This is a genomic window from Ruegeria sp. BHSB058, from assembly GCF_059613285.1.
The window spans coordinates 1-19,173 of the sequence record NZ_JBXWSF010000043.1 but is presented as its reverse complement, the minus strand read 5'-3'; the positions used below and the strand labels follow the sequence as shown (position 1 = coordinate 19,173).

General features: G+C 59.5%; 20 protein-coding genes. 10 read left to right on the top strand and 10 right to left on the bottom strand.

Annotated features, from left to right (window positions below; genetic code table 11):
* Positions 1 to 13: 13 nt before the first annotated feature.
* From AC2FNB_RS12245 to AC2FNB_RS12235, 3 genes are read left to right on the top strand one after another with little or no spacing between them, the layout of a single operon-like run.
* Complete coding sequence (locus AC2FNB_RS12245) at positions 14 to 2,836, top strand: molybdopterin oxidoreductase family protein (RefSeq protein WP_496746645.1); 2,823 nt, start codon at positions 14 to 16, stop codon at positions 2,834 to 2,836.
* Positions 2,833 to 3,582, top strand: a complete 750-nt coding sequence (locus AC2FNB_RS12240) for a 4Fe-4S dicluster domain-containing protein (RefSeq protein ID WP_480748610.1) — start codon at positions 2,833 to 2,835, stop codon at positions 3,580 to 3,582. The genes AC2FNB_RS12245 and AC2FNB_RS12240 overlap by 4 nt, the downstream gene beginning before the upstream one ends.
* Positions 3,582 to 4,454 carry a dimethyl sulfoxide reductase anchor subunit family protein gene (locus AC2FNB_RS12235; protein WP_496746643.1) on the top strand — a complete coding sequence of 291 codons (873 nt, stop codon included), beginning with the start codon at positions 3,582 to 3,584 and terminating at the stop codon, positions 4,452 to 4,454. Before AC2FNB_RS12240 ends, AC2FNB_RS12235 begins: the two co-directional genes overlap by 1 nt.
* A 98-nt stretch (positions 4,455 to 4,552) precedes the next feature.
* On the opposite strand, the gene dapA is transcribed toward AC2FNB_RS12235, so the two are convergent.
* Complete coding sequence (dapA, locus tag AC2FNB_RS12230; RefSeq protein ID WP_480748608.1) at positions 4,553 to 5,425, bottom strand: 4-hydroxy-tetrahydrodipicolinate synthase; 873 nt, start codon at positions 5,423 to 5,425, stop codon at positions 4,553 to 4,555.
* Between the two features lie 135 nt (positions 5,426 to 5,560).
* On the opposite strand from dapA, the gene AC2FNB_RS12225 reads away from it, so the two are divergent.
* Complete coding sequence (locus tag AC2FNB_RS12225; RefSeq protein WP_496746641.1) at positions 5,561 to 7,534, top strand: lytic transglycosylase domain-containing protein; 1,974 nt, start codon at positions 5,561 to 5,563, stop codon at positions 7,532 to 7,534.
* On the opposite strand, the gene AC2FNB_RS12220 is transcribed toward AC2FNB_RS12225, so the two are convergent.
* Both AC2FNB_RS12220 and mnmC2 read right to left on the bottom strand, forming a co-directional pair.
* Positions 7,508 to 8,338, bottom strand: a complete 831-nt coding sequence (locus AC2FNB_RS12220; protein WP_480748785.1) for a DMT family transporter — start codon at positions 8,336 to 8,338, stop codon at positions 7,508 to 7,510. The genes AC2FNB_RS12225 and AC2FNB_RS12220 overlap by 27 nt on opposite strands.
* Positions 8,339 to 8,373: 35 nt before the next feature.
* On the bottom strand, positions 8,374 to 9,039 hold the full coding sequence (gene mnmC2, locus AC2FNB_RS12215; protein ID WP_480748606.1) for a tRNA (5-methylaminomethyl-2-thiouridine)(34)-methyltransferase MnmC2: 666 nt from the start codon (positions 9,037 to 9,039) through the stop codon (positions 8,374 to 8,376).
* A 55-nt stretch (positions 9,040 to 9,094) separates the two neighbouring features.
* Between mnmC2 and AC2FNB_RS12210 the strand changes: the two genes are divergently transcribed.
* On the top strand, positions 9,095 to 10,129 hold the full coding sequence (locus AC2FNB_RS12210; protein WP_496746639.1) for an NAD(P)/FAD-dependent oxidoreductase: 1,035 nt from the start codon (positions 9,095 to 9,097) through the stop codon (positions 10,127 to 10,129).
* Positions 10,126 to 10,605: a GNAT family N-acetyltransferase gene (locus AC2FNB_RS12205; protein ID WP_496746637.1), complete on the top strand. Its 480-nt coding sequence runs from the start codon at positions 10,126 to 10,128 to the stop codon at positions 10,603 to 10,605. The genes AC2FNB_RS12210 and AC2FNB_RS12205 overlap by 4 nt, the downstream gene beginning before the upstream one ends.
* 4 nt (positions 10,606 to 10,609) lie before the next feature.
* Here the strand turns inward: AC2FNB_RS12205 and AC2FNB_RS12200 are convergent, their stop codons facing one another.
* The 5 genes from AC2FNB_RS12200 to AC2FNB_RS12180 form a co-directional block, all read right to left on the bottom strand.
* A complete protein-coding gene (locus tag AC2FNB_RS12200) occupies positions 10,610 to 11,413 on the bottom strand; it encodes an HTD2 family dehydratase (RefSeq protein WP_496746635.1) in 804 nt (267 codons plus the stop codon).
* 36 nt (positions 11,414 to 11,449) lie between these two features.
* Entirely contained in the window at positions 11,450 to 11,992 is a 543-nt protein-coding gene (locus AC2FNB_RS12195) for an NADPH-dependent FMN reductase (protein ID WP_496746632.1), read from the bottom strand.
* A gap of 141 nt (positions 11,993 to 12,133) precedes the next feature.
* The gene (locus AC2FNB_RS12190) at positions 12,134 to 12,805 is read right to left on the bottom strand and encodes a YiaD family glycine zipper/OmpA-like lipoprotein (RefSeq protein ID WP_496746630.1); all 672 of its coding nucleotides are present in this window, start codon (positions 12,803 to 12,805) and stop codon (positions 12,134 to 12,136) included.
* 199 nt (positions 12,806 to 13,004) lie between these two features.
* Entirely contained in the window at positions 13,005 to 13,262 is a 258-nt protein-coding gene (locus AC2FNB_RS12185; protein ID WP_480748600.1) for a hypothetical protein, read from the bottom strand.
* 184 nt (positions 13,263 to 13,446) lie between these two features.
* On the bottom strand, positions 13,447 to 14,298 hold the full coding sequence (locus tag AC2FNB_RS12180) for a bifunctional helix-turn-helix domain-containing protein/methylated-DNA--[protein]-cysteine S-methyltransferase (protein ID WP_496746628.1): 852 nt from the start codon (positions 14,296 to 14,298) through the stop codon (positions 13,447 to 13,449).
* Positions 14,299 to 14,467: 169 nt separating this feature from the next.
* Between AC2FNB_RS12180 and nth the strand changes: the two genes are divergently transcribed.
* The 4 genes from nth to AC2FNB_RS12160 all read left to right on the top strand — a co-directional run bounded on the left by nth (position 14,468) and on the right by AC2FNB_RS12160 (position 17,183).
* Positions 14,468 to 15,112 carry an endonuclease III gene (gene nth / locus AC2FNB_RS12175; RefSeq protein ID WP_496746626.1) on the top strand — a complete coding sequence of 215 codons (645 nt, stop codon included), beginning with the start codon at positions 14,468 to 14,470 and terminating at the stop codon, positions 15,110 to 15,112.
* On the top strand, positions 15,109 to 16,095 hold the full coding sequence (locus tag AC2FNB_RS12170; RefSeq protein WP_496746624.1) for an adenosine kinase: 987 nt from the start codon (positions 15,109 to 15,111) through the stop codon (positions 16,093 to 16,095). The genes nth and AC2FNB_RS12170 overlap by 4 nt, the downstream gene beginning before the upstream one ends.
* Before the next feature lie 62 nt (positions 16,096 to 16,157).
* Complete coding sequence (locus tag AC2FNB_RS12165) at positions 16,158 to 16,775, top strand: HEAT repeat domain-containing protein (protein WP_496746622.1); 618 nt, start codon at positions 16,158 to 16,160, stop codon at positions 16,773 to 16,775.
* A 90-nt stretch (positions 16,776 to 16,865) separates the two neighbouring features.
* Positions 16,866 to 17,183 (top strand): hypothetical protein, encoded by a 318-nt coding sequence (locus AC2FNB_RS12160; protein ID WP_496746620.1) that lies wholly within the window; start codon positions 16,866 to 16,868, stop codon positions 17,181 to 17,183.
* 158 nt (positions 17,184 to 17,341) lie between these two features.
* Here the strand turns inward: AC2FNB_RS12160 and AC2FNB_RS12155 are convergent, their stop codons facing one another.
* On the bottom strand, positions 17,342 to 18,148 hold the full coding sequence (locus AC2FNB_RS12155) for an isocitrate lyase/PEP mutase family protein (protein WP_496746618.1): 807 nt from the start codon (positions 18,146 to 18,148) through the stop codon (positions 17,342 to 17,344).
* Positions 18,149 to 18,228: 80 nt separating this feature from the next.
* Positions 18,229 to 19,173, bottom strand: a 945-nt coding sequence (locus AC2FNB_RS12150; RefSeq protein ID WP_496746616.1) for a transglycosylase domain-containing protein, incomplete at its 5' end; no start/stop codon positions are given.

Here is a 19,173-nt window from a genome sequence, read left to right as displayed (position 1 = left end):
GCAGGACCCGCCAATGACCCATCAGCAGCCGATCCTAGATACCTCGCCCAAAGTCTCGGACGAGATCCGGCGGACCACCTGTTACATGTGCGCCTGCCGTTGCGGCATCAACGTGCACATGAAGGACGGCAAGGTCGCCTATATCGAAGGTAACCGGGATCATCCGGTGAACAAGGGGGTGCTTTGTGCCAAGGGGTCAGCGGGCATTATGCAGGTCAATGCACCGTCGCGCTTGCGTGCACCACTCAAGCGCGTGGGGCCGCGCGGTTCGGGAGAGTTCGAAGAAATCAGTTGGGACGAGGCCTTGGATATCGCGACCGGCTGGCTGAAGCCTCTGCGCGAGAATGACCCGGAAAAACTTGCCTTTTTCACCGGTCGCGATCAGTCGCAATCCTTCACCAGTTTCTGGGCACAGAATTTCGGCACCTGCAACTATGCTGCCCATGGCGGTTTCTGTTCGGTCAACATGGCCGCTGGCGGAATCTATACGATGGGCGGCGCATTCTGGGAATTCGGCCAGCCCGACTGGGAGCATACCAAGCTGTTCATGCTGTTTGGGGTCGCCGAAGACCATGACAGCAACCCGATCAAGATGGGTATCGGCAAGATCAAGAAACGTGGCGCGCGGGTAATCGGCGTCAACCCGATCCGCTCGGGCTACAATGCTGTGGCGGACGACTGGGTCGGCATTACGCCCGGCACCGACGGGCTGTTCATCCTGTCGCTGATTCACGTTCTGATGAAGGCCGGCAAGATCGATCTGGACTACCTCAGTCGCTACACCAACGCTCCGGTCCTGATCAACGCCTCGGATGGTCCCGACAATGGTCTGTTTCTGCGCGACGCAGATGGGAAGCCTTTGGTCGTTGACCGCGCCACTGGCGAACTTGCCCCGTTCGACAAGTCCGGCGTCCGCCCCGATCTGTCGGCGGTTTATGAAAAAGACGGCGTGATCCATCGCCCGGTCTTTCACCTGATGGCCGAGCGCTATCTCAGCGAAGAATACGCCCCAGAATCCGTTGCGGAAAAATGCGGTATCCCCGCCAAGCGTATCCGCGCCATCGCAGGGGAACTGGCCCGCGTGGCGTTCGAAGAGGCTTTCGAGCTGGACCAGGAGTGGACGGATTTCCGGGGCGAAAAGCACGCCAAGATGATCGGGCGGCCTGTTTCCATGCATTCGATGCGCGGAGTTTCGGCGCATGCCAACGGGTTTCAGACCTGTCGCGCGTTGCATATCCTGCAAATCATACTCGGAACCGTCGAGGTTCCCGGAGGGTTTCGCTTCAAACCGCCCTATCCGAAACCGATCGAAGCGCATCCGACGCCCCACTGCAAGGTAACCAAGAATACACCGCTGGATGGTCCACATCTGGGCTTTGTGCGTGGCCCCGAACATCTGGCGCTAAAGGCGGATGGCAGTCCTGCCCGCATCGACAAAGCGTTCACATGGGAAAACCCAATGTCCAGCCACGGGCTGATGCACATGGTGATTTCGAACGCACATGCGGGAGACCCCTACAAGATCGATACGTTGTTCATGTACATGGCCAACATGTCGTGGAACTCGACCATGAACACCAAGGGTGTCATGGACATGCTGACTGACAAGGATGAAAACGGCGAGTATGTGATTCCGCGCATCATCTATTCGGATGCTTATTCGTCCGAGATGGTCGCCTATGCCGACCTGATCCTGCCCGACACCACGTATCTGGAAAGGCACGATTGCATCTCGCTGCTTGATCGTCCGATCTGCGAAGCGGATGGCGCGGCCGACGCCATTCGCTGGCCGGTAATCGAACCGGACCGCGATGTGCGCGGTTTCCAAACCGTGTTGGTGCAACTGGCAAACAAGCTGAAATTGCCTGGATTCACCAACGAGGATGGTTCGGCCAAATACGCCGACTATGCCGACTATATGGTCAACCACCAGCGCAAACCGGGCATCGGACCGCTCGCCGGTTTCCGGGGTCCGGACGGGGATAAATCCGGTAGGGGCGAAGTGAACCCCGACCAATTGAATCGCTATATCGAAAACGGCGGCTTTTTCATAGAACATGTGCCTGAAGAGGCGCTGTATTACAAACCATGGAACACGGCCTATCAGGATTGGGCCGTTGGCATGGGCATTTATGACAGCCCGCAACCCTATCTGTTCCAGCTCTACTCCGAGCCGATGCGCAAGTTTCAGCTGGCGGCCGAAGGGTATGGCGACCGACAGCCGCCTGATCATCTGCGCGAGCAGATCAAGGAGCGACTGAACCCGCTGCCTATCTGGTATGAAACCGATCAAACCGGCAACGAGGGCTTTACCGTCAATGCCCTGACCCAACGTCCGATGGCGATGTATCATTCCTGGGGCACACAGAACGCATGGCTACGCCAGTTGCATGGCCGCAATCCCCTGTATGTGCCCACCAAGCTGATGCGGGAATACGGGCTGAAAGACGGAGATTGGGCCAAAGTGTCTTCGCCACACGGCTCCATCACCGTTCCTGTGATAGAAATGGCCGCGCTGAACGAAAACACCGTTTGGACATGGAACGCCATCGGCAAGCGCAAAGGCGCTTGGGCACTGGAACCCGATGCGCCCGAAGCAACCAAGGGGTTCCTGCTCAACCACCTGATCCATGAATTGCTGCCGCCCAAGGGTGATGGGATGCGTTGGGCCAACTCGGACCCGATCACCGGGCAGGCGGCATGGTTCGACCTCAAGGTAAGAATTGAAAAAGCGGCGAACCCGGAAGAGATGGGTGAAAGCCAGCCGACTTTTGACCCGATCAAATCGCCGGTCGGAACCGGCCCGAAAAATCTGGCTTGGAAGGTAGGCAAATGACCCAGCTTCCCCAATCCACCGAGCGCAAAATGGGTCTGGTCATCGACCTGGATACCTGTGTCGGCTGCCACGCCTGTGTTATCTCATGCAAAGGCTGGAACACCGAGAACTATGGCGCCCCGCTCAGCGATCAGGATGCCTATGGCGGCAACCCGTCGGGAACGTTCCTGAATCGGGTGCATTCTTACGAAGTGCAACCCGCAGAGGGACATGCGCAGCTTATCCATTTCCCCAAATCCTGCCTGCATTGCGAGGATGCGCCTTGCGTCACAGTCTGCCCCACTGGCGCCAGCTACAAGCGGGCCGAGGACGGAATTGTGCTGGTCAATGAAAGTGACTGCATAGGTTGCGGGCTTTGCGCCTGGTCCTGCCCTTACGGCGCACGCGAACTGGACATGGCCGAAGGGGTGATGAAGAAATGCACCCTCTGCGTCGACCGGATTTACAACGAAAACCTTCCCGAGGTGGACCGTATCCCGTCCTGCGTGCGCACCTGTCCGGCCGGAGCCCGCCATTTTGGCGATCTGGGGGATCCCGAAAGCGATGTTTCCAAACTGGTTGCCGAACGTGGAGGCATGGACCTGATGCCGGAAATGGGAACCAAGCCGGTTAACAAATACCTGCCCCCCCGACCCAAGGACAGGATCGAGGACCAGATTGACATACTCGCCCCCCTGCTCGCACCCGTAGCCGAAGAACCCAAAGGTTTTCTTGGCTGGCTCGACAAGGCACTGGAGAAACTCTGATGCATCCCGCACCTTCTGTCATCATCTTTACCACGCTGTCGGGTCTTGGCTTCGGCCTGCTGTTCTTTCTTGGCCTCGGGCTTCCGGCGGTGTCTGGCGTGGTCGCTTTTGTTCTGTTTGCCGTAGGTTTCGGCCTCGCGGTGGCCGGCCTTCTGGCGTCGACCTTTCACCTCGGACATCCGGAAAGAGCGTGGAAAGCGTTCACCCAGTGGAAAACCAGCTGGCTTTCACGCGAAGGCGTTTGCGCGGTTGTCGCGCTTGTGGTCATGGGGCTCTATGCTATTGGCGTGATCTTCCTTGGCCAGCGCTGGACGCTATTGGGTCTCGTCGGATCGGTGTTTTCACTGGCGACGGTTTTCACCACCTCCATGATCTACACTCAACTCAAGACTATCCCCCGCTGGAACATGAAACTGACACCCGCGATGTTCCTGTCGTTCAGCCTGGCTGGCGGCGCATTGCTGAGCGGGCAGATCAGGGCCGCTTTGGTATTGTTGCTGATCGCTGCGCTGGTTCAACTCGCCTACTGGAAACAGGGTGATCATGCACTGGAACAGTCTGGTACCAACCTCGGAACGGCAACCGGTCTGGGTTCGCGTGGTAAAGTCCGCTCCTTCGAACCGCCGCATACAGGCACCAACTATCTGCTGCGCGAATTCGTACATGTCGTGGGGCGAAAGCATGCCGTCAAGCTTAGAATCATCGCATTTGGCTTGGCATTTTTCCTGCCAATCCTGTTGCTATTGATGCCTTTCAACCACGTGTTTGCCTTGCTGGCGGTACTATCCCATCTCGCTGGTGTTGCTGTATCGCGATGGTTGTTCTTTGCTCAAGCTGAACACGTCGTGGGCCTCTATTACGGCAAACGTTAAAATTCGCGATTGCTCAGGGGGCGCTGCCCCCAGACCCCCGGGGTATTTCGGACCAGAAAGAAGCGAGAAGGCGACGCCGAAAAGCGCCGTTTGTCCTTTTACAGAATGCCAGCGTGCGCCATGGCTGCGTCTATGGCGGTCTTGGTGCTGTCTTCGAGGCCGGTTAAGGGCGAGCGAACCTCTTCGCTGCACAGGCCCACTTTGCTGAGCGCATATTTCGCACCGACCAGGCCGGGCTCAATGAAAATTGCCTCGTGCAGCGGCATCAGGCGATCCTGATATTCCAGCGCCGTGGCGTAGTCACCCGCAAGCGTGGCCTGCTGGAACTCGGCACAAAGCTTCGGTGCCACGTTCGCGGTGACCGAGATGCAACCGACCCCGCCATGTGCATTGAAACCAAGTGCGGTGGCGTCCTCACCCGAAAGCTGGCAGAACTCCGGTCCGCAGGTGGCACGTTGTTGGCTGACGCGTGCAAGATCGCCAGTGGCGTCTTTGACACCGACGATGCGCGGCAGTTTGGCAAGTTCGCCCATGGTGGCAGGCGTCATGTCGATGACAGAGCGGCCCGGGATGTTGTAGATGATGATCGGAATATCTGCGCAGTCATGCAGAGTGTTGAAATGTGCCAGCAGTCCACGTTGGGTGGGCTTGTTGTAGTAAGGCGTCACCACGAGCGCCGCATCTGCCCCGACCTTTTCGGCAAATTGCACAAAACGGATGGCCTCGACGGTGTTGTTCGATCCCGCTCCGGCGATCACCGGAACCCGGCCCGCAGCCGCCTTGACCACTTCGGATATCACGGTTTCATGTTCTTCATGCGTCAGCGTGGGGCTTTCTCCAGTCGTTCCAACTGGCACCAGCCCCGTCGAGCCCTGTTCGATCTGCCATTCCACCAGATGTTTGAGCGCGTCCAGGTCCAACTCGCCGTTGTGGAACGGGGTGACGAGCGCGGGCATAGAGCCTTTGAACATGAAGTGTGCTCCCAAAGTGTCAGCGTAAGCGGGCGAACCGCAGGAAATGCGCGCCGAACAGATTGTGAGTTGATCCTGCCGCCGCACGGTTTATCGTGAATGGCTGTATCCTTGGTTTGGCGGGAATTGCAAGGGATGACACGCATTCTGAGAACGATCGCAGGGGTGATTCTGTGCTGCATGGCCCTGTCGGGACCTGCACACGCGGAAACTGTCGACGATCTGCGGCTGGCTCTTGCCGAAATGCGGAATGACAACTGGAACGAGGCGTTGCAGGCGGCGGGGCAGCGCGGTTCGGTCGCGCGCGATATCATCGTGTGGCACTGGCTACGCCAGGGATATGGCGAATCGGGTGACGCCCTTGTGTTTCTGGACCGCCGCGCGGATTGGCCCGGCCTTGATTGGCTGCGGCGACAAAGTGAGCCCTCGTTTACGAATGCCGATCCGGATCGTGTACTGAAATTCTATGACAATATCCCGCCGCAGACTGCGGAAGGCGCCTTGAATCACGCGGTTGCACTGATGTCCAAAGGCATGCGCGGCGATGCCGAGGCGGATATCGTCATGGCATGGCGTACGATGCCGATGGGGCCGGGGCTGCAACGAAATTACCTTGAAAATTTCTCGACCTTGCTGAAACCGCATCACGAGGCGCGTCTGGACCGCATGCTGTGGGATGGCCACTTGATCAGCGCAAAGCAGATGCTGCCCTTGGTCAGCGAGAATCAACGCAAGTTGGCACGGGCACGGATCGATCTTCGCAGTATGGCGCCAGGTGTGGACGCCCGGATCGCCGAAGTACCAAAAGCCTTGGCGAATTCTCCGGGTCTGGCCTATGAGCGATTTGTCTGGCGCGACCGGAAGGAACTTGATGACAGCGCCATCGAATTGATGCTGCAACGATCAAACAGCCCTGAGACGCTGGGTGAGCCTGGGAAATGGGCCGAAGGACGCGCCCGCCTGGCCCGGTTGAAAATGCGGAACGGTGAAGACAAAATCGCCTATGACATCGCGTCCCGCCACCACATGACCCCCGGCTTAGGGTATGATTACGCGGAACTTGAATGGCTGGCCGGCTTCCTTGCCCTGCGCAAGCTGAACGATCCCGGCACCGCTGTTCGCCATTTCCAGAACTTCTCGCAAGCAGTGGACTCGCCGATCTCAGTCGGCCGCGCCGGGTATTGGCTGGGCCGGGCCTATGCCGAGATTGGGGATGCTGATAAAGCCTATGAAGCCTATGCCACGGGGGCCGCGCATCAGACCTCTTTCTACGGGCTTCTTGCTGCCGAACGGATAGGTCGCGCTTTTGACCCAGATTTGGCATTGCCGCGGCGCGCGCCGCATTGGAAACAGGCGGAATTTGCCGAATCCAGTGTTCTGGAGGCGGGGCTTCTATTGTTGCAGGCCGGCGAGCGTGATCTGGCAGAGCGGTTTCTCACCCATTTGGTGGAAAGCCTGGATGAAACGCAAGCCGCGCAGCTTGGGGACATGGCACTGGAAATGGACGAGCCCCACGTCGCCGTGATGATCGCCAAACGGGCTGCTCAGACTGGCATTGTGTTACCTGCAGCCTACTATCCGCTGCACCCCATCGCCGATCTTGGTCTTCCGATGGCTAAGGAAATGACGCTCGCGATCGCTCGTCGCGAAAGCGAGTTCGACCCGGTTGTGATCAGCGGTGCCGGTGCCCGCGGATTGATGCAGGTGATGCCTGCCACGGCAAAAATCGTTGCACAGGATCTGGGTATTCTCAGCGGGCACAAGACGAACCGGCTGACCTCGGACTGGAGGTACAACGCCAAACTTGGCGCGAACTATCTGGCCGGCCTTGCCGCCGATCTTGGCGGCAACGTGGTCATGATGGCAGCTGGTTACAACGCCGGGCCAAGGCGACCGATCTCGTGGATGGAACGGTTCGGCGATCCGAGGGCCGGAGAGATCGACGTGATTGACTGGATCGAGCACATCCCGTTTTCCGAAACACGGAACTATGTCATGCGGGTCACGGAAAGTCTGCCAGTCTATCGTGCTCGGCTGGGCAAACCAGCGTTGCCAATTCCATTCTCGCAGGAGCTTGTCGGTTCAACGCTGCTGTCGTTCGCGCCATAAGGTGAACAAACCGGCGGCAACGATCAGCCCCGCGCCAATGATCACAGCCGTGCGCAGAGTTTCTCCGAAAATGGTAATGCCCAAAATGGCGGCCCACACCAGGTGGAAATAGGCGAAGGGCTGAACTGCGCTTGCCTCGGCCATTTCATAGCATTTGATCAGCAGCCAGTGCCCCGTAACCCCGGTCACGCATAACAGCGCCATCCACATCCAGTCACGGCTGATCATCGGTTCCCAGAACCACATGCCAACCGCTGTCATCGCCACGGCGCCGGCAATTCCGGTCCAGAAGAAACTGGTTGCTGTGCCGTCCTGACGGGCAACATAGCGTGTCAAAAGGCCATACAGGGCGAACATTAGGGCTGAAATCAAAGGGACGATCGCCCAAGGGTTGAATACGCCCATGCCTGGTTGGAGAATGATCAAAACTCCCACACAGCCGACGCCGATGGCCGCCCAGCGCCGCCAACCGACGCTTTCACCCAGTACCGGTCCGCTGAGTGCGGCGACCAGCAAAGGATAACAAATGAAAACTGCCTGACTTTCAATGAGACCCAGAACCGTGAAGCCAAAGACGGCCACGCAAATTTCGCCCGCCAGCAGCAACCCCCGAGTTATTTGCAAGCCAATCTGATTGGTTCGCGCTGCCGCCAGAATCCCACCGGACGTCCGTGCCGCCAGGACAATTACAAACGCGGCAAAGAACCAATACCGGATCATGACGACCATGTAGGTGTTGTAGGTTCCCGCCAGATGGCGCGAAATGCCGTCTTGCAGCGCAAATACGATTGTCGCGCCAATCATCAGGGCAATACCTGCCGGAATGTTGTTCTTTTGCGTCACGCTTTGATAGCCCGCGTCATGTGTCTTTTGCGGCCATAGCCGGGGATTCGTGTGACGGTAAACCCCGCCTCCTCCAGCCCCCGGCGGACAAAGCCCGCTGCGGTATAAGTAGCAGCCGTGCCACCGGTTGCTGTGTGGTTTGCGACATCGGCCAATAAATCCGCCTCCCACAATTCAGGGTTCTTGGCAGGGGAAAACCCGTCCAGAAACCATGCCTCGGCCTCGCCTGCCCAACCTCTTACGGTTTGCCGCGCATCGCCTTCGATCACTTCAAGCTGCAAGGTGCCAAGATCGCATGCGCCGCCTCGCCAATGGGCAAGAAACCGGCTGCTCCACTGGTCAAGTTCAGGAAAGGCTTGCAGCGCCTTTTCCATATCCGCCAAATCCATGGGAAACGCCTCGAAGCTGGTAAACTGAAGCCGGCCGGCCTGCCCCGCTTTTTCCCATTCCGACCAGACTGTCAGCATGTTCAGACCGGTGCCGAAGCCCAGTTCGGCAATCCGGAAGCCAGGTGTAAACCGCGCAGGCAGATCGTTGCCCGCCAGAAAGACATGCCGGGTTTCCTCCAGCCCGTTTTGCAGCGAGAAGTAGGGATCGTCGAACCGTTGGGACACGGGCACCGCGTCCCCTGTCCATGTCAATTTGGCGCGCTGGTCTGCCATCGTGATATCCTGTAGCAAGGCGGCGCGACACTGAACAAGGAACGGGGAATTGGCAATGGTCGATGTGACGGTTCGCGGCGCCGGTGTTTTCGGCCTCTCCATCGCGTGGACCTGCGCCCGACGCGGGGCAAAGGTGCAGGTGGTCGACCCTTTCGGTCCCGGCGCGGGATCAAGTGGCGGCCTTGTTGGCGCACTGGCGCCACATGTCCCCGAGAACTGGAACGCCAAGAAAGCCTTTCAATTCGAAAGCCTGATCATGGCGGAACCCTATTGGAAACAGGTTGAGTCGACGGGCGGCGTATCTGCCGGCTACGGTCGCCTTGGACGGCTTCAGCCGATTGCCGACGTTCGGTCTCTGGAGCTTGCCAGACAGCGTGAGATCTCCGCACGCGAGCTGTGGCAAGGACAGGCCGAGTGGCGGGTCGTGCCGGTGGCCAAGCTCGGATCATGGTGCCCACCCAGCGTCACTGGCCATGTCATTCACGATACGCTGAGCGCTCGGATGCACCCCAGGCGAGCGGGTGCGGCACTGGTGGCCGCACTTTCCGTGATGGGTGTCGAAGTCGTGGCTGATGCCCCTGATTCGGGTCGGGTGGTGCATGCAACTGGCGTTGCGGGGCTGGAAGAGTTAAACCGGGCCTATGGCAAGACTGTCGGCAACGGCGTCAAGGGGCAATCCGCGCTGCTCCGCTTCCATGCCGGTGAGGTGTCACAGATATTCGCGGATGCGATCCACATCGTGCCACATGCCGATGGAACACTGGCGATCGGCTCGACGTCGGAACGCGACTATGACGATCCGACCAGCACCGACAGCGCGCTGGACGACGTGATCGAACGCGCCATGCGGGCGGTGCCTGTCCTGCATGGGGCCGAGGTGATCGACCGCTGGGCCGGGGTCCGCCCTCGCAGCAAAAGCCGCGCGCCGATATTGGGGCAACACCCGCTGCACAAGGGCCAGTTCATTGCCAATGGCGGGTTCAAGATCGGCTTTGGCATGGCCCCGAAAGTGGCCGAGGTGATGGCCGATCTGATCCTCGAGGATCAAAACAACATTCCCGATGACTTCCGACCCGAGGCGTCCTTGTGAGCGGAACTGACCAGAATCCGCGGCGAGTTGGACCGGATGACCCATCTATCCCGCAAATCCTGTCGCTGATCAGCGAATGCTTTGCTTTCATGGAAGGCCGGATCGATCCGCCATCCTCGGTGCACCGCCTGACCCAAGCGAGTATACGCCAGCAAGCCACCGAGGGTGAAATCTGGACCATCGGAAGACCCCCACATGCGGTCGTATTTCTGACGCCCAAGTCCGATCGGCTTTACCTCGGCAAACTGGCAGTGTCCGAAAACAAACGCGGTGCCGGACTGGCCCGGCAGTTGGTGACCCTGGCCGTGAGACGCGCGGTGGTGCACGGCCTGCCGACACTGGAACTGCAGACTCGGGTCGAACTGGTCGAAAACCACATCGCGTTCACGCGTCTCGGCTTTGTCAAAACCGGAGAGACCGCCCATCCCGGCTATTCCAGCCCCACGTCGATCACCATGTGCAAGGTCGTTGGCTGACTGATCAGGTCTCGGCCGTCGCCCGCATACATTCGCGGCCATCCGGGCCGCGCACCCAAAGGTCGTCCCCGCTCCGGCACAGCTCTGCGCGCTCGAAATGCATCAGCGGCGAGGAGGCGCGAAAGGAAAAACCGGTCAGGGGGCCAATCACTTCTTCGGCCAACAACATAAGGTGCTGCGCCAGCAAGGGACCGTGCACCACCAGTCCCACATACCCTTCGACGTCGCGGGCATAGTCCAAATCGTAATGTATCCGGTGCCCATTGAAGGTCAGCGCAGAATACCTGAATAGCAGCGTGGAATCGAACCCGACCTCGCGCCTGTCGGTCTCGTCCCTACGGGCCTCGGGCGGGTGTGGGCGCGGTGCATCCGGGTTCGGGTCTTCGCGATAGACCAGATCCTGCCACTCGGTCAGGCGCAGGCTGTCCTGCTGCCAGATTTCATGCCTGAGCGTCACGAAAGCCAAGGGACCAGTACGACCTGTCTTCGAGGTCGCGCTTTCCAGTACCGACCGCCGTTCCGCCGGGAGACCTGCACGAAGCGGGCTTGAAAACCGCAAGCGCCCGCCGGCCCACATCCTGCGCGGCAAGCCCATATCAGGGATCAGCCCGCCGCCAACTTTTGGATGCCCGTCACGGCCCAGGTATTCAGGCGGGCGCGGTGTCCAGAAATAAAGCTGGTGAAAGAACGGGGGCAAAGGCGATCCTGCACCGATCACAGGAACTCGCCCCAGTGCCACCTCGAACGCGGCAGCGCGGGCCGGGTCCATTACATCCCGTTGGATTTCCTGCGAAACATCCTGATCCATGCCGCCGACACTAACAGCCCCGCCGCTCCGGGCAAGTCAATGGCCAGCTTCGACCCGCAGTTTCTGCATCAGTATCTGCAAAGTCCTTGTATAGTGTTCGCTGGAGAGGCGTCCTGCTTCGTCGAACTCGGCGGAACTGTTCGCAAGATGCACCTCAGGACCTTGCAGCATTCGGGTCTGAAACGGCACCATGAAGGCGCGCAGGATCATCTGGGCGCGTTCGCCTCCGGCCCGACCAGCCGCCGCCGACATCACCGCAACCGGCTTGTCGGCCCAGGGCTTGCCGTCAGTCCGGCTGACCCAGTCCAAGGCGTTCTTGAGAGCACCAGAGGGGCCTTTGTTATACTCTGGCGTCGAGATCACCACCGCATCGGCCTGCACGATCTGATCGGCCAGCTTTTGGACCGCATCGGGAATGCCGTCCGCCTTTTCGTCATCACCGTTGTAGAGCGGCAGGTTCAGATCCGCCTCGACGAATGTACACGGCCCGAACAGCCTTGCTGCCTCGCGCATGAGCTTGCGGTTCGTAGCCTCTTTCCGCAACGAGCCAGAGAGGCCAAGCAGGGTAGGTCTTGACATGATCGAAAGCCCTTTCGTTGGTTTTGCATTACCTAGCCACTGACGGCGATCAGCCAAACCCCACCTGACGCGCAGTCAATGTGCGCAAGCAAGAAGGGCCGCCATTGGCAGCCCCCCATTTCAGATACTTTTTTCCGGACTTCACCCAGCGCGCGTCGGCACGATCACGATCTCAACGCGGCGGTTCTGCGCCTTGCCTTGCGGAGTGAGGTTCGACGCAATCGGGTTGTTTTCGCCCTGCCCTATGGGGGTGATCCGGTTATAGCTCACACCGCCGGCCTGCAGGATATCGGCAACGGAATTCGCCCGGCGCACGGAAAGTCCCTGGTTATAGGCCGCATCGCCATCGCTGTCGGTATGGCCGATGACCTGCACGTTCGACTTGGGGTAACGCACAAGGTTCTGCGCGACTTTCTGCAAGTCCGACCGCAAGGCCGGCCGCACGGTGGCGCTGTCGGTGTCAAAGGTGATGTCGTTGGGAACCGAGACGATCAGGCGGTCACCCGCATTCGTGATCGTGATCCCGTCATTTGCAAGCTGCTGACGCAGTTCGGCGGCTTGCCTGTCCAACTCGTTGCCGATCGCCCCACCGGCAGCGGCACCGATGGCAGCACCGGCCAATGCACCAAGGCCCGGATCGGAGTCGTTGGCAATCGCCCCGATCCCGGCGCCCAACAGGCCACCAATCAGAGCGCCCTGTTTTGTGTTCTGGTTCGGATCAGTCTGCGTGCTGCGGGTAAGCGGATCGGTACATGCGCTCAGGACCACAGCAGAACTCAGCGCGGTCGCAAGGACAAATCTGGAAATCGTCATGGAATCACCTTCTGCTCAAGACCCCAACTTCGGGATTGCGTTGTTTGCCGCAGTATATCACGGCCTGCAATCGCAAGCTCAAGCAACAATCGGGCGAGATCGGCGATTCCTCGCCCAACCAATGGAAACTGCACGTTCACCCCCACAGCTCAACGAACGTGGGTGTTTTTTGTCTAGTAACCGTACCTATCCGAAGAAGTCAGGCTATGTCGTTCAATCCGTCGATAAACTCACAGGTCGCGTGCAGGTTGCCCTGTTCGATCACATTGGCCAGACCAACGCGCTCTTCAGGCCCGACACCGTCACCGCTGGGGTCCGATGCGTGCGCCCCCTGGTCAAAACCATCCTCGATGGCGTCACTCGTCAACTCGCCCCAGCTGCATCCCGGATGGGCCTCGGTGGCGAATTCGAATGGATCAAAATCCACGTTGTTCGGCAAATCTGGCTTGTTTGGCATGTGTATTTCTCCTCGTTGACCCTTTGGGGTTACCTCAACAAGAAAAGTAACATCCATATTCAGCTTTCTCGCAACTCTTTAATAATATTGGGAGTCTTTTCGGCAATATTCCTCCGATCACCGAATTTTCGGTATCAGTCGCGGATTCCTTAATCTTGGAAAACGCGATTGACGTTGGACATGTTCATGCGTCAGCGCGCGCGCCTTCATAGGCCAGCATTGCCCGTTTCACCGGCAGCCCCCAATGATATCCGCCCAATCCGCCGGATTTTCGCAAGGCCCGGTGACATGGGATCAACCAACTGATCGGGTTTCGTCCCACGGCGGTACCAACTGCACGGACGGCTTGTGGCACGCCAATGGAACCGGCGATTTCGGAATAGGTGGAGACATGCCCGGTCGGAATTTGCAGCAAGGCTTCCCAAACCTTGATCTGCAAAGGCGCACCAATCAGATAGAGCGGCGTCGGTTCCGCCCCTTCGCGTTCTGCGCCAAAGGCGCTTTGTACCCATGCTCGCAAGCGCGTGGGTTCCTCGACGAATTCGGCCTTTGGCCACCGAGAAACCAGATCGTCCATCGCCGCCTCTTCACCCGTCTCGGCCGCAAAGCCTATACCGCAGATTCCCTTGCTTGTTCCCATCACCAATGCGAGGCCAAAGGGGCTTTCGAACCATCCCCAATAGATGCAGAGCCCCTCGCCTTTTCGCGCGTACTCGCCGGGGCTCATGGACTCCCACCGGAGGAAAAGATCATGTAACCGCCCGCTGCCCGAAAGGCCCACATTGTGCGCGGTTTGCAGGGTGGTGAACCGTTCGTGCAGCAAAGCCTTGGCGTGACCAAGTGTCAGGTACTGCTGATATCGCTTTGGCGAAACTCCGGTCCAGCGCGAGAACAGGCGCTGGAAATGTGCGGGGCTCATGTTCATCTGACTTGCAAGTTCGTCAAGTGACAGGGTTTCTCCGCCCTGATCAATCAGATCGATTGCCCGCCGCATGACGTTGTAGTGATAGCCGGTTTCGGTGGTCTGGACATTCATCGCGCACCTCATTTCTTTTTCTTAACCTATCCCGCATTCCCATAGGCAGCGACCCGAATCGTGCGAAATGTACCTGTTCCCAGAGGGTAGTTGTCCGAATTGTACAAACCGCTGAACCGGTGCCTCTTTGCACTTGTGCGACCGAAGCGCGGACGGCATACCGGGCGGGATGGCAAAGCAACTCGATTATCACACGATCCACGAGATCTTTACCCGCTTCCATGCAGCCGACCCCGAACCCAAGGGCGAGCTGGAGCATGTGAACGCCTATACTCTTGTCGTCGCCGTGGCGCTGAGTGCGCAGGCCACCGATGCAGGTGTCAACAAGGCCACCCGCGCGCTGTTCCGGATCGCGGACACACCGCAAAAGATGCTGGATCTGGGCGAAGAGGGTCTGACCGAGCATATCAAGACCATCGGCCTGTTCCGCCAGAAGGCCAAGAACGTGATCAAGCTCAGCCGTATTCTGGTCGAGGAGTATGGCGGCGAGGTGCCCAATTCGCGTGCGGCGCTGCAATCGCTGCCGGGTGTGGGGCGCAAGACCGCCAATGTGGTGCTGAACATGTGGTGGCACTATCCGGCGCAGGCGGTCGATACCCACATCTTCCGGGTCGGCAACCGCAGCGGCATCTGCCCCGGCAAGAATGTGGATGCGGTCGAGCGCGCCATCGAGGACAACATCCCCGTCGACTTTCAGCAACACGCACATCACTGGCTGATCCTGCATGGCCGCTATCACTGCAAGGCGCGCAAGCCGATGTGCGGCACCTGCATCATCCGCGACCTGTGCCAATTCGAGGACAAGACCCTATGAAGACCTACGATATCGTCGGTATCGGCAATGCAGTTGTCGATGTCATCTCGCAATCCGATGACGTCTTTCTCGACCTGATGGGGATCGAGAAGGGCATCATGCAGCTGATCGAGCAGGACCGGGGCGAGGTGCTGTATGCGGCGATGGAAAACCGGGTGCAGACGCCCGGCGGATCGGTGGCAAACACCATCGCCGGCGCCGGCGCGCTGGGGCTTGACGCGGCCTTCATCGGGCGCGTGCGCGACGATGCGCTGGGTCATTTCTATGCCGACGCCATGAATGAGGACGGCGTCGATTTCGTCAATCCGCCGGTGGCGGGCGATCTGGCGACCTCGCGGTCGATGATCTTTGTTTCACCCGACGGCGAGCGGTCGATGAACACCTATCTGGGCATCTCGACCACGTTAAGTTCGGCCGATGTTCCGGAGCAGGTGACGGGCAACGCCAAGCTGATGTTCCTTGAAGGTTACCTGTTTGACCACGATGCCGGAAAATCGGCCTTTCGCGAGGCGGCGCGGGCCACCCGCGCGGCGGGCGGCAAGGCGGGAATTGCGATTTCCGATCCGTTCTGCGTCGACCGACACCGCGCCGATTTCCTGTCGCTGATCCAGCACGACCTGGATTTCGTGATCGGCAACGAGGCCGAAATCCAGTCGCTGTTCGAAAGCGACCATCTGGACGACGCGCTGATGCTGACCTCGGGCATCTGTCCCCTGGTGGTGTGCACCCGTTCGGGCGACGGTGTGACGGTAATGGACGGCACCCAGCGCATCGATGTGCCGGTCAATAAGGTTGTCCCGGTAGACGCAACCGGCGCCGGTGACCAGTTTGCAGCGGGTTTCCTGTACGGCATGGCCACGGGGCGCGATTTCGAGACCTGCGCCAGGATCGGCAATGTCTGTGCCCGCGAGGTCATCAGCCATATCGGGCCGAGACCGGAGGCGAATATGGTCGAGCTGTTGAAGGAAGAAGGCCTGCTTTGAGCCCTTGGCAGACATTGGGCTGGGACATATCATCTCTGAGTTCTATTGATTTGAGGCCTGTTATGTCGACACTTGCAGAAGACTTGGAATTGTTAAAGCATACCCGTTCACCTAAGCGCAGATCGGCCGCTAAAAGACTACGCAAACGTGGCGACCCGGCAGCCGGTCCTGACTTACTGGAGGCGCTCCGCAAAGAAGTTGAAGACCCAAGAACGTGGGAAACGCAGTATCAGCTTGTCATGGCGTTAGGTGAATGTCGGCATATTGATGCGCTGGAGTTTTTGACTGAATTCGCTGCTCGTCCCCTTGATGCGACTATGATCTATGTTGGTATCGGGGACGCTATTGTTCGTTTGAAATCAGAGTCATCGAAGGACGGTGCACCGATTATGGATATCTTGAAATCTGGGAATGACATGCTGATTGATGGTGCATTCAGAGGCATGGCAATGCTCAAAATGGTCCCTGATGATGATGACATTGATCGGATTTTGAATTTCGTTAGTCGCCGAGCTCAAGATGATCCGATTCGTATTTGGCCTCTCGCCGCTGCTCCCGGTTGGACTGGCGACAATGTTTCAAAATTCGTCGAAGAATGCATCCATTCGTCCGATCCGCAGATCGTGAGGGCTGCAAAACTTGCAGCAGGTAAAAAGTACTCGAATTGGAGCCCACTATAGGATCTTGAGGGAACATTCCATATAGCAGCAAGGTCCCGCACACCGGAACCTCACTCATCCATGCGCCGGAGAGGTCAGGGCAAAGCCCGGATGCGTTGTTTGGAACCGGGCATTCCCTGCGTCAAGGAAAGCTGGCGATTCTACCGGTTATTCGACCGTGATGGTGATGACCTCGGACATGATCGGGGTGGCGTGGGGGACGTGAGAGTGGTCGCCTGGCACCAGTTGCAGGGTGTGGTCCCCCGGTGGCAGGTCGATGGTCACCTGGGTCTGGCCGCCGCCGAAATGGCGGTGGTGATCATCAACCGGAAGGCCATAGGTCAGTTCCTCGGCCCCAACCTGCGCAGTCGCAAAATGGAGACTCGGACAACCGAACCCGGATCGCTGTCAAAGCTTTCAACCGCATGACCCATCTCGGTCGCGCGACCTGTGAACGTGTCGCATAACGAACAGGGGAAAGGCGCAAATGCGGCCCAACCACTATTCGTGCAACACGGTCCATTCCAATCCGAAAAGCCCGAGACCCCGCGCGCCTGATGGTATGCGGAGTTTTCTCTGGATGCAGCTCAGCCGTTCAGCAGTGCATCGACCTCGGCCGTGTTCGCAGCGCCGTTGAGGATGGTGAAGTCGCCCTGTTCCAGCATGGCGCGGGTGCCGTCGAGGAGCACCTGCTGCGTGACCCGCGCCAATCCACCGCCGATGGAGATGCGGGCCGCGCCCAACGCGCCCATCTGGTCGAGCGTCAGATCACGCATCGTGCCCGCGGCCAACAGGTTAACCGGCGTTCCGGTGGCGGCCATAGCGCGGGTGGTGTCGGCATCGACCAGCGGTGCATAGATCACATCGGCGCCCGCGCGGGCGAAAGCCTGACAGCGGCGCAGGGCCTCGGCCTGATCATAGCTTTTGCAAAGCCAGCCATCGGCACGGGCGGTCAGCACGATGCCAACCTCTCGTGCTGCTGCAACTGCCGCCTCGATCCGGGCCAACGCCAGGTCGAACGGATAAGAGCCGGACCCCGGCAGCGCGGTATCCTCGATCGAGACACCGGCCAGCCCAGCCTCGGCGGCCAGCCGCACGGTTTCGGCCACGGTTTCCGGAGTATCGCCGAATCCATTCTCGAAATCGCCATTCACCGGCACGTCGACGGCTGCACAGACGGCGGCGGCGTGTTGCAGGGCCATGTCGCGTGTCATCTGCCCCCCATCGGTCAGGCCCAGTGTGAACCCATACCCCGAAGATGTCGTGGCCAGAGCTTGCGCCCCCAGCCGCGCCATCACCTTGGCAGAACCCAGATCCCAGGGGTTCGGCATCACCAATGGCTGGCCCGGCACATGCAGGGCACGAAAGCGTTCCGTCAACTCGTTGCGACGCATGACTTGGCCCTCCTCTGGGTCGTTTCGGCCAGACGAGCTTGCCTTTGGCCGCACTGTCAATCAAGCGCGGTTTGCGCCGCTCAGTTTCTGCCGAACAGATCCTTGAAGAAATTGTCAACCGCGTTTCCGATCGTGTTGTTCCGCCGCTTCTGCTGCTTGGGCTGTTCGGTGCGGGTGGGTTGCTTGGGGACCATCATCGGCAGCGGGGACGGTGTCATGCCTTCGGTCACGCGCACCATGGTTTCGTGCCAGATCTCGGCAGGCAGGCCGCCGCCAGTGGTGCCGGACAGGGGCGTGTTGTCGTCATAGCCCATCCAGACGCCGGTCACGTAATCCGCGGTGAAGCCGATGAACCAGGCATCGCGGGCGGCCTGTGTTGTGCCCGTCTTGCCCGCCACCTGCCAGCCGGGCAGCGCCGCCCGTTTGCCCGATCCTTCGGAAACGACCTTTTCCATCATCCAGATCAACTGGCGCGCGGCATCCTCGCGGATGACCCGCTCGCCGATACCCGAGGTGGTGGCCATCATCGGTTGGTCGTCGCCAATAAGCTTGAGTTCGGTCAGCCCGTAAGGTTCGACCGAGGAACCACCGTTCAAGATGCCCGCATAGGCCCCCACCATTTCGATCAGGGTGCTTTCCGACGCGCCCAAAGCCAGCGCAGGGCCAGCGGCCAGATCGCTTTCGATGCCGAACTCGCTGGCGACGCGCCGGACGTTGTCAAGCCCGGCGACCTCGGCCACCTTGACGGCGGGGACGTTCAGCGAGTCCTTGAGCGCAGCGGCCAGCGTCACCCGCCCGTAATGCTTGTTGGTGTAGTTCTTGGGGCACCATTGGCCCGAACCGGGAATGTCAATGCAATAGGGTTCATCCATCACGGTATCGAGCGGTGAATAGCCCAGTTCCAGAGCCGTGGCGTAAACGAAGGGCTTGAAGGACGATCCGGTCTGGCGCAGCGCCTGCGTGGCGCGGTTGAAGGCGCCCGAGACCTTGGTCTTGCGTCCGCCGACCATCGCCCGAACAGCACC